This window comes from Jiangella sp. DSM 45060 (assembly GCF_900105175.1).
Lineage (GTDB): Bacteria > Actinomycetota > Actinomycetes > Jiangellales > Jiangellaceae > Jiangella.
Window position 1 is genome coordinate 6,568,824 of the sequence record NZ_LT629771.1, and the last position, 15,873, is coordinate 6,584,696.

General features: G+C 73.3%; 11 protein-coding genes. 10 read left to right on the forward strand and 1 reads right to left on the reverse strand.

The window, feature by feature from the left end:
* Positions 1–26 precede the first annotated feature (26 nt).
* From BLU82_RS29590 to BLU82_RS29630, 9 genes are all read left to right on the forward strand, one after another.
* Complete coding sequence (locus tag BLU82_RS29590) at positions 27–950, forward strand: hypothetical protein (protein ID WP_092624449.1); 924 nt, start codon at positions 27–29, stop codon at positions 948–950.
* Positions 947–1,570 carry a hypothetical protein gene (locus tag BLU82_RS29595; protein WP_092624450.1) on the forward strand — a complete coding sequence of 208 codons (624 nt, stop codon included), beginning with the start codon at positions 947–949 and terminating at the stop codon, positions 1,568–1,570. Before BLU82_RS29590 ends, BLU82_RS29595 begins: the two co-directional genes overlap by 4 nt.
* Before the next feature lie 235 nt (positions 1,571–1,805).
* Entirely contained in the window at positions 1,806–3,212 is a 1,407-nt protein-coding gene (locus BLU82_RS29600) for an extracellular solute-binding protein (protein ID WP_092624451.1), read from the forward strand.
* 70 nt (positions 3,213–3,282) lie between these two features.
* Positions 3,283–4,179, forward strand: a complete 897-nt coding sequence (locus BLU82_RS29605; RefSeq protein ID WP_092626499.1) for a carbohydrate ABC transporter permease — start codon at positions 3,283–3,285, stop codon at positions 4,177–4,179.
* A complete protein-coding gene (locus BLU82_RS29610) occupies positions 4,176–5,075 on the forward strand; it encodes a carbohydrate ABC transporter permease (protein ID WP_092624452.1) in 900 nt (299 codons plus the stop codon). Before BLU82_RS29605 ends, BLU82_RS29610 begins: the two co-directional genes overlap by 4 nt.
* Complete coding sequence (locus tag BLU82_RS29615; RefSeq protein WP_092624453.1) at positions 5,072–7,576, forward strand: hypothetical protein; 2,505 nt, start codon at positions 5,072–5,074, stop codon at positions 7,574–7,576. Before BLU82_RS29610 ends, BLU82_RS29615 begins: the two co-directional genes overlap by 4 nt.
* On the forward strand, positions 7,573–8,934 hold the full coding sequence (locus BLU82_RS29620; RefSeq protein ID WP_092624454.1) for a GH1 family beta-glucosidase: 1,362 nt from the start codon (positions 7,573–7,575) through the stop codon (positions 8,932–8,934). Before BLU82_RS29615 ends, BLU82_RS29620 begins: the two co-directional genes overlap by 4 nt.
* Positions 8,931–10,688, forward strand: coding sequence for a hypothetical protein (locus tag BLU82_RS29625; protein WP_092624455.1), 1,758 nt, complete (start codon positions 8,931–8,933; stop codon positions 10,686–10,688). The genes BLU82_RS29620 and BLU82_RS29625 overlap by 4 nt, the downstream gene beginning before the upstream one ends.
* Positions 10,685–12,199, forward strand: coding sequence for an FAD-dependent oxidoreductase (locus BLU82_RS29630; protein ID WP_092626501.1), 1,515 nt, complete (start codon positions 10,685–10,687; stop codon positions 12,197–12,199). The genes BLU82_RS29625 and BLU82_RS29630 overlap by 4 nt, the downstream gene beginning before the upstream one ends.
* A gap of 13 nt (positions 12,200–12,212) precedes the next feature.
* Here the strand turns inward: BLU82_RS29630 and BLU82_RS29635 are convergent, their stop codons facing one another.
* Positions 12,213–14,027: a beta-N-acetylglucosaminidase domain-containing protein gene (locus BLU82_RS29635; RefSeq protein WP_092624456.1), complete on the reverse strand. Its 1,815-nt coding sequence runs from the start codon at positions 14,025–14,027 to the stop codon at positions 12,213–12,215.
* A 24-nt stretch (positions 14,028–14,051) separates the two neighbouring features.
* Here BLU82_RS29635 and BLU82_RS29640 point away from each other — a divergent pair, with 24 nt between their 5' ends.
* Complete coding sequence (locus tag BLU82_RS29640) at positions 14,052–15,872, forward strand: MBL fold metallo-hydrolase (protein ID WP_092624457.1); 1,821 nt, start codon at positions 14,052–14,054, stop codon at positions 15,870–15,872.
* Position 15,873: the final 1 nt, after the last annotated feature.

Here is a 15,873-nt window from a genome sequence, read left to right on the forward strand (position 1 = left end):
GTGAGACTTCGAACAAACTCAGTCGCATGACGGAACCCACTCTCGACGCGCTGGCCCGGCCCGGCGGCGGCCTCGCGATGGTCGCGATGGATCAGCGCGAGAGCCTGCGCACGATGTTCGACGACGCGGGCACCGGGCGTCCGCCGGACGACGTGCTGACGGCGTTCAAGCTGGCCGTCGCGCGTGAGCTCGGGCCGCTGGCCTCAGGCTTCTTGATCGACCGCCGCTACGGCTTCGACCAGCTGCGCGGCGACCGGCTGCTGCCCGACGGCTGCGGGCTGATCCTCGCCGTCGACGACCTGACGCAGGACGACGGCGGGCCGGTCGAGGAGACCGCGCTGGACCCCGACTTCGTTGCCGAGGACAGCGACCTGGACGGCGTCGCCGCCGTGAAGCTGCTGGTCATCTGGCGCCGGGACGAGCTGCGCGAGCACCGCGTCGAGCTGGCCAGAACGTTCGTGGAGCGTGCGGCGGAGCGCGGCGTGCTGTCCGTCCTGGAGCCGGTCGTGCGGGCCACCCCGGCCGAGCTCGACCGCGGCGCGTGGGACCTGAACGCGGCGATCGCCGAGGCGGCCCGCGAGCTGTCGCCGCTCGGCCCGAGCCTGTACAAGGCGCAGGTGCCGAGCGCCGGCGCGGGCGATCCGGCCGCGCTGCTCGACGCCTGCCGGGCGCTCGACGACGCCGTCACCGGGCCGTGGGTGGTGCTGTCGCAGGGCGTGCGGCAGGACCGCTTCCCGGCCGCGGTCGAGGCCGCCTGCCGGGCCGGTGCGTCCGGGTTCCTGGCCGGCCGGGCGCTGTGGAGCGACGTGGTCGGCGGCCCGCTGACGGAGCTGGCGGCGCGCTCGGCGCCCCGGCTGCGACGGCTCACCGAGATCGTCGACGAGCACGCGACGCCGTGGTGGAAGTCGAGCCGCGGCCCGGCGCGCCAGAGCGACGGAGGACGGGCGTGACCCGGCTCGGGCTGGTCCACACCGTCCCGGCGCTGGCGGCGACGTTCCACGACCTCGTGACGGAGGCGGCGCCGGCGGACGTCGAGGCGATCCACGTCGTCGACCCGTGGCTGCTCCGGACGGCGCTGTCCGGCGGCGTCGGTCCCGAGATCGTCGACCGCCTCGCCGCGCACGTCGCCCACCTGCGCGACCGCGGCGTCGCGGGTGTCCTCGTGACGTGCTCGACGCTGGGCGAGGCGACCGAGCAGGTGCCGGAGCCGGACCTCCCGGTCGTGCGGGTCGACCAGGGGATGGCCGACCGCGCCGTCGAGCTGGCCGGCGACGGCGGCCGTGTCGCCGTCCTCGCGACGGTCGCCTCGACGCTCGGCCCGACCGAGCGGCTGCTGCACCGCAGCGCACGCCAGGCCGGCCGCGCCGTCACCGTCGAGGCCGAACTCGTGGACGGCGCCGCGACGACCGAAGCGGCGATCCGGCGGTGGGACGGCCGCGCCGACGTCGTCGTCCTGGCGCAGGCCTCGATGGCCGCCGCAGCGGCGCAGGTGGGCGTCACGACGACCCCGGTGCTCACCTCGCCGGAGCTCGCGGCGCGCCGCCTCGTCGCGCTGACGACACCGGCCTGACCTGCGGAGGAACCGTGCGTTTCCGTTTCGTTAGGCCAGAGCCGTTGACGGCGTGGGACAGTGTGGGTACGTTCTCACATGGCAACGATGCCACATTGGGCGCGGAGCCAGCCGTCCTCCGGCATCAGGCCGGAACGGCGCGTACTTGCGGACAACGCGACGCTCCCTCCTGGACGTCGCTACAGACGTTCGGGCGCCGCTCGCCGGCGCCTCCCTCTGGAGTGGAGGACGGTCCATGAAGACAGCAGCCGTCAGGTGGAGCGCACTGGCGCTGACGGCCGGCCTGGTGTTCGCCGGGTGCGCTCAGGGCACCAGCGATTCGTCCGACGACGAGACCGGTGGCAGCGGCACCACGTTCGACCCCGAAGCGGAACTGAGCGGTGAGCTCGACGTCATGGGGTTCGGCGCCGGCGACGAGATCGGCCAGACCCGCGTCGACCTCGCCAACGCGGCCATCGCTCCGGCGACGGTCAAGCTGATCGAGGGCGACCTCGACATCCAGCAGTTCCTGTCGGCCATCGCCAGCGGTGAGCCGCCGGAGCTGGTCTACGCGAACCGCGACCAGATCGGCACCTTCGCCTCCCGCGGAGCGATCATCCCGCTGGACGCGTGCATCGACGGCGAGGGCATCGACACCTCGATCTACCGCGAGCCGGCGCTGAACCAGGTGACCTTCGACGGCAGCGTCTACGGCATCCCCGAGTTCAACCAGGTGCAGATCACCCAGGCCAACGCCGACCTGCTCGCCGCCGCCGGGCTCACCATCGACGACGTCAACGGCTCGGACTGGGACGCGATCACCGCCGCCAACCAGGCGATGTACGTCGGCAGCGGCGGCTCGCTGTCCGTCATCGGCTACGACAGCAAGCTGCCCGAGTTCCTGCCGCTGTGGGCCAAGGCCAACGGCGCCGACCTGCTCTCCGAGGACGGCCGGACGGCGCAGCTGGACGACCCGAAGGTGGTCGAGGCGCTGGAGTGGGCCGTCGGCATCTACGACGCCCAGGGCGGCTTCGGCACGGTGAAGGCGTACCGCGACTCCGCCGACTTCTTCGGCGCCGGCAACCAGTTCGCCACCAACGTGCTCGGCGCGATGCCGATGGAGCAGTGGTACGTCAACGTGCTCAACGACGTCTCGCCGGACGCGCCGATGGCCTTCGACACCGTCCGTGACCGCGAGGGCGAGCCGCTGGCGTACGCGTCCGGCTCGGCGTGGGCGATCCCGAAGGGCACCGAGAACCCCGAGGCGGCCTGCCGGTTCATCAAGACGATGACCGAGACCGACAGCTGGATCGCCGCCGCACAGGCCCGCGTCGACCTCCGCGAGGCCGAGGGCAAGCCGTTCACCGGCCTGCTCACCGGCAACGCCGAGGCGGACCAGCAGATCCAGGACCAGTTCGTCACGCCCAGCGGCGACGCCAAGTGGGACGCGGCGGTCCAGGCCACCTACGACGCCAACGACCACACGTTCACGCTGCCGGCCAACCCGGCCGACGCGGAGTTCAAGACCGCCTGGCAGGACGCCGTCAACCGCGTCCTCAACGGGCAGCAGGAGCCCGCGGACGCCCTGGCCCAGGCCCAGGACGAGGCACAGACGGTGCTGGACGAGGCGTGGTCGACCTGGGACGAGCGGGAAGAGGGCTGACGCCTTGGCGTCCACGCAGGTCAACGCGTCCGGGGCGCTCGGTGATGACCGAGCGGCCCGGGCGCGCCGCATCAGCCGCCGGCGGGAGACGCGTGCGGCGCTGCTGTTCATCAGCCCCTGGATCGTCGGGTTCCTGATCTTCACTCTGTGGCCGATCATCTACAGCGGCTATCTGTCGCTGACCGACTACGACGTGATCAACAACCCGAACTTCGTCGGGCTGGAGAACTACGAGGAGCTGTTCCGCGACCCGAAGATCAGAACGGCGCTGTGGAACACGTTCATCTTCACGGTCATCCAGGTGCCGCTGTACTGCGTGGTGTCGCTGGCGCTCGCGCTGCTGCTGGACAAGGCCGGGCGGGCGTCCGGGTTCTTCCGCACGGCGTTCTTCCTGCCGAAGATGACGCCGCCGGTGGCCGTCGGGATCCTGCTCCTGCTGCTGTTCAACGGGCAGGAAGGGATGATCAACGGGGTGCTCGGCTGGTTCGGCATCGACGGGCCGGCGTGGACGACGGACCCGAACTGGGTGAAGCCCGGCCTGATCCTGATGAGCCTGTGGTCGGTCGGGTCGTCGGTGATCATCCTGCTGGCGGCGTTGCGCAACGTGCCGCAGGAGCTCTACGACTCCGCGAAGGTCGACGGCGCCGGCTGGTGGCAGCAGACCCGCAAGATCACCGTTCCGATGATCAGCGGCGCGCTGTTCTTCATCTTCATCGTCAACACCATCGCCGGGTTCCAGACCTTCACCGAGGCGTACACGGCGTTCTTCGGGTCGGGCAACACCACCTACAGCAACGACGCGGCGCTGTTCTACGTGATCTACCTGTTCCGCCAGGCGTTCGAGTTCCTGAACATGGGCTACGCCTCGGCGATGGCCTGGCTGCTGTTCGTGATCATCATGATCTTCACCGCGATCCAGATCAAGGTCAGCCGGCGGTTCGTCTACTACGAGGGTGAGCAGCGATGACGGCAGACACGCGGCTCGACGCACCGGCGGAGCCGGAGACCGTCCGCAAGCCGCCCCGGCGGCGCCGCCGGATCACGCCGGTCAAGGCGCTGATCTGGACGGCGCTGATCCTGGCCACGCTGGTCTTCATCTACCCGTTCATCTGGCTGCTCAGCGCGTCGTTCAAGCCACGCGGCGAGGTCTTCGACAACAAGATCATCCCCGAGACGTTCACCTTCCAGAACTACCTGGACGTCTGGCACGAGGCGCCGATGGCGCTGTGGCTGTGGAACACCGTCCTGGTGACGGTGCTGGCCGCGGTGACGGTGACGATCAGCAGCGCGATGGTCGCGTGGGGGTTCTCGTACTTCCGGTTCCGCGGCTGCAACTTCCTGTTCGGCATCGTGCTGGCGACGATGATGCTGCCCGGCGCGGTGACGATGATCCCGCAGTTCCTGATCTGGAACAGCCTCGGCATGGTCGACACGCTCACGCCGCTGTGGGCGCAGAACCTGTTCGGCAGCGCGTTCTACATCTTCCTGCTCAGACAGTTCTTCCTCGGCCTGCCGCGGGAGCTGTTCGACGCGGCGAAGATCGACGGCGCGAACAACTGGCGGATCTTCACCCGCATCGCGATGCCGCTGTGCAAACCGGCGCTGATCATCACGCTGATCTTCGAGTTCCAGGCGGCGTGGACGGACCTCATGCGGCCGCTGATCTACCTGCGCGACAGCGACAACTTCACCGTGCCGCGCGGTCTGAAGGCGCTGCTGGACCAGTACGGCTTCGGCGGCGAGTGGCACTGGGAGATCGTGGTCACCGCGAGCGTCATCACGACGATCCCGATGATCATCCTGTTCTTCCTCGGCCAGCGGCACTTCGTGCAGGGCATCGCGACGACCGGCAGCAAGGGGTGACGACGGTCGACCTCGGCGGTTCGTGGTCGGTGCGGGAGGCGCTCGGCGACACCTGGCAGTGGTTCGTGGACCAGCCGGTCACGGCGCGCAACAACGCGGGCGCCGTGGCCGGTGCGGCCGCGCTGGCGCCCGGCTGGCTGCCGGCCCGCGTGCCGGGCGCGGTGATCGGCGACCTGGTCCGGGCCGGCGAGCTGCCGTCTCCGTACGTCGGCCGCAACTCGCGGGCCGCGGAGTGGGTGAGCACGCGGTCGTGGGTGTACCGGCGGACGTTCGCCGCCGCGGCACTGGCGGACGGCGAGCGCGCGGTGCTGTGCCTCGATGGCGTCGACCCGGGCGGGACGGTGTTCGTCGACGGCGTGCGGGTGGGCCGGGTGGACGGGCTGTACCGGGCCGCTCGGTTCGACGTGACGGCGCTGGTGGCTGGGGGCGGTGCGCACCGGCTGGCCGTCGTGGTCGACCCCGCGCCGACGACGGAGCCGCAGGTCGGCCGCACCGACCGGGTCCGGCTGCACGCGCCGCGGATGGGCTACGGCTGGGACTTCTGCCCGCGGCTGGTGCACCAGGGCATCTGGCGCGGCGTCCGGCTGGAGATCGGTGCCGTGCACCTGGAGGACGTGTTGGTGCGGCCGGTGGTGTCGCCGGACCTGGTGGTGGCGACGGTGGAGGTGGCCGGCCGGGTGTCGGGGGCGGCGTCTGCCGTGGTGGAGGTCCGGTTCGGCGGTGACGTGGTGGCGGCCGGGCCGCTGTCCGTCGACGCGTCCGGCGCTCTCGGCGGTGCCGTCGACGTGCCGGATCCGGCGCTGTGGTGGCCGAGCGGGCTCGGTGAGCAGCCGCTGTACGAGGTGGTCGTGCGGGCCGGCGACGCGGAGCGCCGGGTGGTCACCGGGTTCCGTCATGCCGCGCTGGCGCCGAACGACAGTGCGCCGTCCGGCGCACTGCCCTACACCGCGGTCGTCAACGGCCGCCGCGTCGAGCTGACCGGCTGGAACTGGGCGCCCGCCGACGCGCTGTACGGCGAGATCACCGACGCGAGGGTCGAGCACCTGGTCGAGCTGGCCCGCCGGTCCGGGGCGCGGCTGCTGCGGGTCTGGGGCGGCGGGCTGATCGAGACACCGTCGTTCTACGCCGCGTGCGACCGCGCCGGGCTGTTCGTCTGGCAGGAGTTCTCCCAGTCCAGCTCCGGGATGCAGAGCGCGCCCGCGGCGGACCCGGCGTTCGTCGGCCACCTGCGGGCCGAGGCGGCCGCCGTCGTGCCGGCTCGCACGCACCACCCGTCGCTGCTGCTGTGGGGCGGCGGCAACGAGTTGGAGGACGACGCCGGCCCGCTGTCGGACGACCGCTCCCCCGCGCTGGCGGCGCTGCGCGACGAGGTCGCCCGGCTGGACCCGGGCCGGTCGTGGCTGCCGACGTCGCCGACCGGGCCGAACTTCCACTTCCGCGACGGCGGGCACGACACGCACGGACCGTGGGAGCACCAGGGCCTCGCGGCGCACTACACGCTGTACAACGAGGGCAGCGCGCTGGCGCACACCGAGTTCGGCGTCGAGGGCATGGCGAACCGGCGGCTGTGGACCGCGCTGGTGCCGCCGGACGACCGCTGGCCGGTCGGCCGCGACAACCCCGTCTACCGGCACCTCGGCGACTGGTGGAACAACGCGACGCTGGTGCAGGAGTGCTTCGGCGGACGACTCGACACGCCCGACGCGTTCCGCCGGGCCAGCCAGTTCCTGCAGGCCAGCGGGCTGGCGTACGCCGTCGAGGCGGACCGGCGGCGGTGGCCGCGCTCGAGCATGGTCCTGCCGTGGCAGCTGGCGGAGTCGTACCCGAATGCCTGGTGCACGGCCGTCGTCGACCACGCCGGCGAACCGAAGCCAGCGTACCACGCGGTCGCCCGGGCGTTCGCGGCCGAGCGGGTCACGGCCCGGCTGGACCGGCTGGCGTTCGACGGCGCGCCGGTCGAGGTGGAGGCGTGGCTCTGGTCCGGGCCCGGCCGCGCGGCCGGCGGGACGGTGACCGCTCGGCAGCTCTCCGCGTACGGCGAGGTGCTGGCCGAGGAGCGCTGGCCGGTCGCGGACCCCGTCGGCCCACCCCGTGCGATCGGGCGGCTGACCGCGTCGTCGCCGGCCGGTGTCGTGCTGGTGGAGTTGGCCTGGGCCGACGCGGACGGAACGCTGATCGACCGGGAGTGCCTGCCGCTGTCGACGGCCGCCGACCTCACCCCGCTGCTCGACCTCGAGCCCGCCAAGGTGTGGTTCCACGTGGAACATGGGGGCGCATCGGTGGAGGTCGCGCACGCCGCCGGGCCCGCCGTCATCGGCCTGCGGATCAGCGACGACCGGCCGCCGGAGTCGACCGGGTGGGCCCTCGTCGACGGAGATCCGCGGCCGCTGCTGCCCGGCGAGCGCCGCAGGTTCACCGTCGAATGGCGCCACGACACCGGGCCGCGGCGGCTGCTGCTGGAGTCGTGGAACACCCAACCGTCTGATCTGGAGCTCGCATGACCCTCCGTTTCCCGCCGGACTTCCTGTGGGGCGCGGCCACGTCGGCCTACCAGGTCGAGGGCAGCCTCGACGCGGACGGCCGGGGCGAGTCCGTGTGGGACGTCTTCGCCCGGCGGCCGGGCGCCATCGAGGGCGGCGGCGACGGCTCGCTGGCCAGCGACTCGTACCGCCGCTGGGCCGACGACGTCGAGCTGATCGCGTCGCTGGGGCTGAACGCCTACCGGTTCTCCGTCGGTTGGTCGCGGATCCTGCCCGACGGCCGAGGCCGGGTCGAGCAGCGCGGGCTGGACCACTACGAGCGGTTCGTCGACGCGTTGCTGGCCCGCGGCGTCACGCCGGTGCTCACGCTGAACCACTGGGACATGCCGCAGGCGCTGATGGCCGACGGCGGCTGGGTCGCGCGGTCCTGCGTCGACGCGTTCGCCGAGCTCACGACCGCCGTCGCGGACCGGCTGGCCGACCGCGTCGAGTGGTGGATCACGCAGAACGAGCCGTGGATCATCGCGCTGCTCGGCTACCAGTTGGGGCTGCACGCGCCCGGCGTCCGCGACCTCAGCGCGTCGGTGACGGCCGGCCACCACGTCATGCTCGCGCACGGCGCGGGGGCGGACGTGCTGCGGGCGCACCGCGGCGTCAAGGCCGGCGTGGCGCTGAGCCTGTTCCCGTGCGACCCCGCGACGCCGTCCGAGGAGGACGCCGCGGCCGCCCGGGGCTCCGACGGCTACGTCAACCGCTGGTACCTCGACCCGCTGGCCGGCCGCGGCTACCCCGCCGACATGCGCGAGCACTACGAACGCGCGCTGGGCCGGCCGCTGAACGAGATCCGCGACGGCGACGAGGACGCCATCGCCGGGCGCAGCGACTTCCTCGGCGTGAACTACTACACCCGCCGGGTCATGGCCGCCGCGCCGCCGGGACCGTTCCCCTGGCGCGTCGTCGGCCCGTCCGGCGACGTCGCCCGCACCGACGAGGGCTGGGAGGTCGCGCCGGACTCCTTCCGCGAGCTGCTGCTCCGCCTGCACCGCGACTACCCGTTCCCACTGGTCGTGACGGAGAACGGCGGCGTGTTCGGCGACGCGCCGCTGCACGACGGACGCGTGCGTGACGTGCGCCGCCAGGCGTTCCTGCGCGCGCACGTGCGGGCCATGGGCGAGGCGATGGCCGGCGGCGCCGACGTGCGCGGCTACCTGCACTGGTCGCTGCTGGACAACTTCGAGTGGTCGCTGGGCTACCGGCCGCGGTTCGGGCTGGTGCACGTCGACTACCCGACCGGGCGCCGGACGGTGAAGGACTCCGGCCGGCTCTACGCCCGCATCGTCGCGGCCGGTGGGCTGGACGGCATCGAGGAGGACGCGTGACCCTGACCGTCGACGGAACTACCGTGGTCGCTCCCGGCTATCGGCTGGAGGTGCACCCCGTGCAGCCGCGGGCCGTGCTGCGCGACGCCGAGGGGACGGTGTGGACCGAGCTGTCACTGCTGGCGAGCCTGGACGTCGTCGGCGTGCGGGACGAGTCGTACGACGTCGCGCCGGCCCGGATCGTCGCCGCGACCGCTGACGCCGTCGAGCTGGTGGTCGAGGCGGCGAGCGCGGTGTGGGAGCGCAAGGCCGTGCACGTGCGCTGCGCCGACGGTGCGATCGAGGTGTGGGCGACGGCGGCCGGTCAGTCGCGTGCGGACGCCCGGCTCGGCGAGGTGACGCTGCTCGGCGGCCGCGCGGTCCTGCGCAGTGGCGCGGCCGGGACGTTCCGGTCCGCGATCCGGTTCGCGTCGCTGTTCAGCCCGGCGCCGACCGAGCCGGTGCACGTCGTGCGCCCGGCGAGTGCGGCGTCGTCACTGGGCGTCGTCGGTGACGCCGAGCCCGGGCGGCTGCACGGCATCTTCTCGCCGCCGCCGCTGTGCTGGGCGCTGGGTTCCCGTCCGGCCGAGGGTGCGACCGACCTGCCTGACGGGCCCTGGTGGGGGCTGTCGGTCCGGGCGCCGGTCGACGAGCTGACGATGACCGCCGTCCGCTACGACCCCCTCGACGGTGGCTTCCTGCTGCGGCTGGACTACGAGGGGCACACCGTCGCCGGCGCCGACGTCCGCACGCCGTCCGTCGTGCTGCGCCCGGCCGCGACGCCGTGGCAGGCGCTCGCCGACTACCGCGACGACCTGGTCGAGCGCGGGCTGGCGCCGTCCGCACCTCCGGAGCCGCGGCCGGACTGGTGGACCGAGCCGATCTTCTGCGGCTGGGGCGCCCAGTGCGCCCGCGCCGCCGCCGGTGCCGGCGTGCCGGCCGCCGATCTCGCCCGCCAGGACGTGTACGACGAGCTGCTCGGCGTCCTCTCCGCGGCGGGGGTCTCGCCTGGCACCGTCGTCATCGACGACCGCTGGCAGGCGGCCTACGGCACCGGCGAGGTCGACGCGGATCACTGGCCGGACCTGCGCGGCTGGATCGCCGCGCAGCACGCCGCCGGGCGCCGCGTCCTGCTGTGGTGGAAGGCCTGGGACCCGGCCGGACTGCCCGCGGACGAGTGCGTCACCGACCCGGCCGGCCACCCCGTCGCCGTCGACGTCGCCGCGCCCGCCTACCGCGCGCGGCTGACCCGCGTCGTCACCGCGTTGCTCGGCCCGGACGGCCTGGACGCCGACGGCTTCAAGGTCGACTTCACCCAGCGGGCGCCGTCGGGCGAGTCGCTGCGCGCGACCGACGGGCCGTGGGGCATCGCCGCCCTGCACACGCTGCTGGCCACCCTGACCGCGGCGGCGAAGGCGGCCAAGCCGGACGCGCTGGTCGTCACGCACACGCCGCATCCGTCGTTCGGCGACGTCACCGACATGGTCCGGCTCAACGACGTGCTCGAGCGCGACACCGCCGGTCGCCCCGTGCCCGTCGTCGACCAGCTGCGGTTCCGGCACGCCGTGACGCGCGCCGCCCTGCCGGGCCACCCGATCGACACCGACCAGTGGCCGATGCCGGACCGCGCGTCCTGGCGGGCCTACGTCGAGGCTCAGGCGTCGCTGGGCGTGCCCGCGCTGTACTACGTGGAGTCGATCGACAACTCCGGCGAGGCCCTGACGGCCGACGACCTCGCGCTGGTCGCGCGCACGTGGGCGGAGCACCGCTCATGACCGAAGTCGTCGTCTACGGGGCCACGTCCGGCGGGGTGTGCGCGGCCGTCGCCGCGGCCCGGGCCGGCGCGTCCGTCGTCCTGCTGGAGCCGGGGCGCCACGTCGGCGGCATGACGTCGGGCGGGCTCGGCTACACCGACGTCGGCGATGTGCGCGTGGTCGGTGGGATGGCCGGCGAGCTGCGCCGCGCGATCGCCGACTGGTACGGCGTTCCCGTCGGGCACTACGCGGGGCCGGAGCCGCACGTCGCCGAGGCGATCTACCTGCGCTGGCTGGAGGAGGCCGGGGTCGACGTCCGGTTCGGGTCCGTCCTTGCGGCGGCGGTCGCCGTGGGCGGGTCGATCCGGTCGGTGACGCTCGCGGACGGATCGGCCGTCGCCGGCGCGGTCTTCGTCGACGCGTCGTACGAGGGCGACCTGCTCGCCGCCGCGGGCGTGCCGTACGCCGTCGGGCGCGAGGCCCGGTCGCTGTACGGCGAGCGGTACGCCGGGCGGCAGGAGCTGGTGCCCGGCATGCACACCGTCCCGCCCTGGATCTCACCGTTCACCGACGACGGCGACCTGCTGCCGCAGCTGCACGACCGCCCGCTCGCGCCGGTCGGGAGCGGCGACGGCGGCGTCATGTCGTACGGCTACCGGGTCTGCCTGACGACCGCCTCCTCGCGGGTGCCGTTCGCACGCCGTGACGGGTACGACGACGCGCACTGGGAGCTCGGCCGGCGCCTCTTCGACCGGTGGCGGCGCGACGGCGTCGAGGTGCGGGCCGGGCGGCTGCTCGGCTTGGAGCAGAACCTGCCGAACGGCAAGTGCGACGGGAACTCGATCGGCCCGTTCTCGCTGAGCGTGCTGGACGGGTCGGCGTGGGCGTATCCGGCGGCTAGTCGTGACGAGCGGGAACGGATCCGGCTGCACCACCTGCACCACGCGCAGGACTTCCTGTGGTTCCTGTCCCACGACCCCGCGGTGCCGTCGTCGGTCCGGTCGGAGCTCTCGGGCTGGGGCTATGCCGCCGACGAGTTCGCCGACACCGGGCACCTGCCGCACCAGCTGTACGTCCGCGAGGCGCGCCGGATGCTCGGCGAGTACGTGCTGACCGAGCACGACCTGCTGCCCGAGCCGCGGCCGCAGCACGACGTGGTCGCGATGGGCTCCTACCACGTCGACATCCGCGAGGTGCAGCGCACGTGGCGCTGGGTGGCCGAGCACCCGAAGCCGGTCGGCATGGTGTTCACCGAGGGCTACCTGTCGGTGCCGGTGCGGCCGTACCCGATCCCGTATCGCGCCCTGGTGCCGCGGTTCGCCGACTGCACGAACCTGCTGGTCCCGGTCTGCCTGTCCGCGTCGCACGTGGCGTTCGCGTCGGTGCGGATGGAGGTGCAGTACCAGCTGCTCGGCCACGCCGCCGGCCTGGCCGCGGCCGACGCCGCCCGCACCGGGCGCCCCGTCCAGTCCGTCGACGTGGCCCGCCTGCAGGACGCCCTGCGCGACGGCGGCCAGGTGCTCGCCGTCTGAGCGTCCCTGGGGCTCAGCGGTCGAGGACGGCGCGGACGAACGGCGGGACGACGCCGCGGAGGACGTTCTGCTCCTCGTGCGCCTCAGCGACGGCGAGCGCTTCGGCGGCCGCCGTCCGCTCCGCTTCGCCGGCTGACGGGGCGAGCGCGGCCAGGGCCGCCAGCCCAGCCCGGCCGGTGTCGGCCAGCGCGACGAGCCAGGGGCCGACCTCGCGCTCCATCCGCTCGGCCGGCCGCCGCCCTTCGTCGGACGACCGCTCCCACGCGCCGGCCGACCGTCCCCACTCGTCGGTTGTGTCTGACGCGACGGCTTGTGGCGGCGACGTGTGCTGGTAGGTGGACCCCGCCCCGGTAGGGAGGGACCCCACCCTAGGGGTGGGCTCCGACACTTGCTGTTCGCGCTGGTCAGCGGCCTGCGGCGCAGGGTCCGGCGCTCGGTCGTCGGCGGGGGCGGCGGCGACCATCGCCTCGAACCGGTCCCGCAACCGCTCCGCCGCCGCGGGCGAACCACCCAGCGTGGCCTCGATCAACGCCGACAGCTCCGGGTCCTGCGGCGCCGACGGCGGCCACGACGCACACGCGCGGGCCAGCGTCCGCACCGCCTCCGTGGCCCCGACGGCGTCCAGCGCGCGCTCGTGCGCGGCGGCCGGGTCGTACGACGCGAGGTTCCACGCCCAGTCGGCGACGGTCGCGACGGCGATCCGCGACGCGGCCTCGTGCGGCATCGGGTTCGCCGTGATCCCGGCCAGCGGCGCGCCGTCCAGGTCCGTCGTCCGGCCGACGAGCGGGCCGAGGAACAGCCGCGGGAAGTCGAAGTCGTTGACCGGGAAGTTGTCCCAGAGCAGCAGCTCGTGCCCGTACGAGCGCGCCGCCGCGTCGATCTCGGCCCGCGTGACGTCGCCGACGACCACGCCGCGGCCGGTCCACCACACCAGCACGTCCGACGGCAGCTCGGCGGCGAGCAGGTCGCGGTGCGGCGTCGCCTCGATGCCGGCGTAGTCGGTCGGGACCATGATCAGCGGCCGGTCCAGCCGCTCGATGACGGCGCGGCAGACGGCGGCGTGCGCCCGCGCCGACGATCCCGGCGCCGCGCCGAACGCCGTCCGGTCGGCCTCGTGCTCGAGGTCCGGCGGGATGTCGTCGAACAGCAGCGCGAAGTCCTCGACGCCGACGGCGCGGACCTGCTCGAACTTCGCGAGCAGCAGGTCCACCTCGGCCGGGTCGCTGTAGACCATCGAGAGCCCGGGCGAGACGGAGAAGACGAAGCGCACGTGCGAGCTCCGCGCCGCGGCGACCAGTTCGCCGATGCGCTTCAGTTCGGCCTCGGGATACGGCTCGCGCCACTGCTTGCGGTGGTACGGGTCGTCCTTCGGCGCGTAGACGTACGTGTTGAGCTTGTGCCGGCCGGCGAACTCCAGGTGTGCCAGCCGGTCGGCGTGCGACCACGGCGGGCCGTAGAAGCCCTCGATCGTGCCGCGCCAGCGCAGGTCCGGGCGGTCCTCGACGGTCACCTGCGGCAGCACGCCGTCCACCGTCAGCGCCCGTAGCGTCTGGGCGCCGTAGAACGCGCCGGCCGGGTCCGACCCGTTGATCGTGACGTGGGTGCCGTCGACGACCAGGCGGTAGCCCTCCGGCGGTCCATCGGGCGCGGCGTCGACGGTGACCGCGACGGTGATCGGCGCGCCGCCGGGCGCCGTCGGCAGGTCCGCCAGCACGGCGGCCGCGGTGTCGCAGTGCACGCCGGCGTCGATCGCGACGGAACCGACGCGGACCCCGTCGCGCTCGGGAGCGCTGGTCGTCACGAGGTGGTGAGGACGCGGGAGCAGCATTGTGGGAACGATACCATCGGGTCCATGTCGTGGAGTGAGATCGCGCCCGGGGTGTTCCGCGTGCGCGACACCTGCAACGTCTACGTCGTCCGGTCGCCGAACGGACGCGACGCCATCGCCGTCGACTTCGGCTCCGGCGCCGTGCTCGATCACCTCGCCGAGATGGGCATCGAGCGGCTCACCGACGTCCTCATGACGCACCACCATCGCGATCAGGGCCAGGGCCTGCCGCGCGCCGCGGCCGCCGGCGTCGCCGTCCACGTGCCGCCGGTCGAGCAGGACCTGTTCGCGCACGTCGACGACATGTGGGCGTCACGCCCGATCGTCAACGACTACAACCTGCGCCAGGACAAGTTCTCGCTGCTGTCCTCCGTCCCCGTCGCGGGCGTCGTGCCGGAGTACCGCACCGCGACGTACGGCGGCATCGAGGTGCGGGTGCTGCCGACGCCGGGGCACACGACCGGCTCCGTGACGTACGTCGTCGGCGGCATCGCGTTCACCGGCGACCTCATCCACGCGCCGGGCAAGGTGTGGTCGCTGGCCGCCACGCAGTGGTCGTACACCGAGAACGAGGGGCCGGCGATGACCGTCCTCTCCTGCTACCAGCTGCTCGAACAGCCGCTGGACCTGCTGCTGCCGTCGCACGGCGAGCCGATGCCCGACCCACGGGCGGCTCTGGAGCTGCTGGCCGAACGGATGCAGCGCTACGTCGACGCGCGCCGTCCGCACCCGTGGGACCTGCGCGGCCGGCTGGAGTCGCCGTTCCGGGAGCTCACCCCGCACCTGCTGCTCAACCGCACCAGCAACGCGTGCTCGTACGTGCTGCTGTCGGAGACCGGGAACGCGCTGCTCATCGACTACGGCTACGACATGACGACGGGGCTGCCGTCGGGCACCGACCGCGCGTCGCGGCGGCCGTGGCTGGCGTCGCTGCCGGCGCTGCGCCGTCAGTACGGCGTCGCGCGGGTCGAGGTGGCGCTGCCGACGCACTACCACGACGACCACGTCGCCGGGCTGCCGCTGCTGCGCGACGTCGAGGGGACCGAGATCTGGGCGCCGTCGACGGTCGCGCCGATCCTCGAGCATCCCGAGCGCTACGACCTGCCCTGCCTCTGGTACGACCCGATCCCGGTGGACCGGTCGCTGCCGGTTGGCGAGTCGTTCCGGTGGCACGAGTACGAGATCACGGTGCACGACCTGCCTGGTCACACGCTGTACCACGCCGGCTTCGAGTTCGAGGTCGACGGCGTGCGGGTGCTGGCGACCGGCGACCAGCAGGAGCACCTGGGCGTGTCCGGCGGCCGGCGCGAGGTGCTGAACTACCAGTACCGCAACCTGTTCCGCGTCGGCGACTACCAGCGCAGCGCCGCCCTGTACCGCCGGGTCGCGCCCGGGCTGATGGTGAGCGGCCACTGGGAGCCGCGCTGGGTCGACGACGAGTACCTCGCCCTGCTGACGGAGCTGGGTGACGAGCTGGTCGAGCTGCACGAACAGCTGCTGCCGCTGGAGTCCGTCGACTTCGGCGCCGGCGGGGTGGCCGCGCGGATCACGCCGTACCGCAGCCGGGTGGCGACGGGCTCCACGCAGCGGCTGGACGTCGTCGTCCGCAACCCGCTGCCCGAGAAGGCCGAGGTCACCGTGCGGATGGTGATCCCGCTAGGCTGGTCCGCGGAACCGGCGGAGCAGGTGCTCACGCTGGCCGCGGGCGACGAAGGCACCGCCGCGTTCGACGTCACGGCCGGCCGCACGCCGCGCCGGCGCACACCGGTCGCGGCCGATCTGACCGTCGGAGAGCTGCGGCTCGGCCAGCACGTCGAGGCGCTGGTCGACGTCGTCGAGCCGTGAG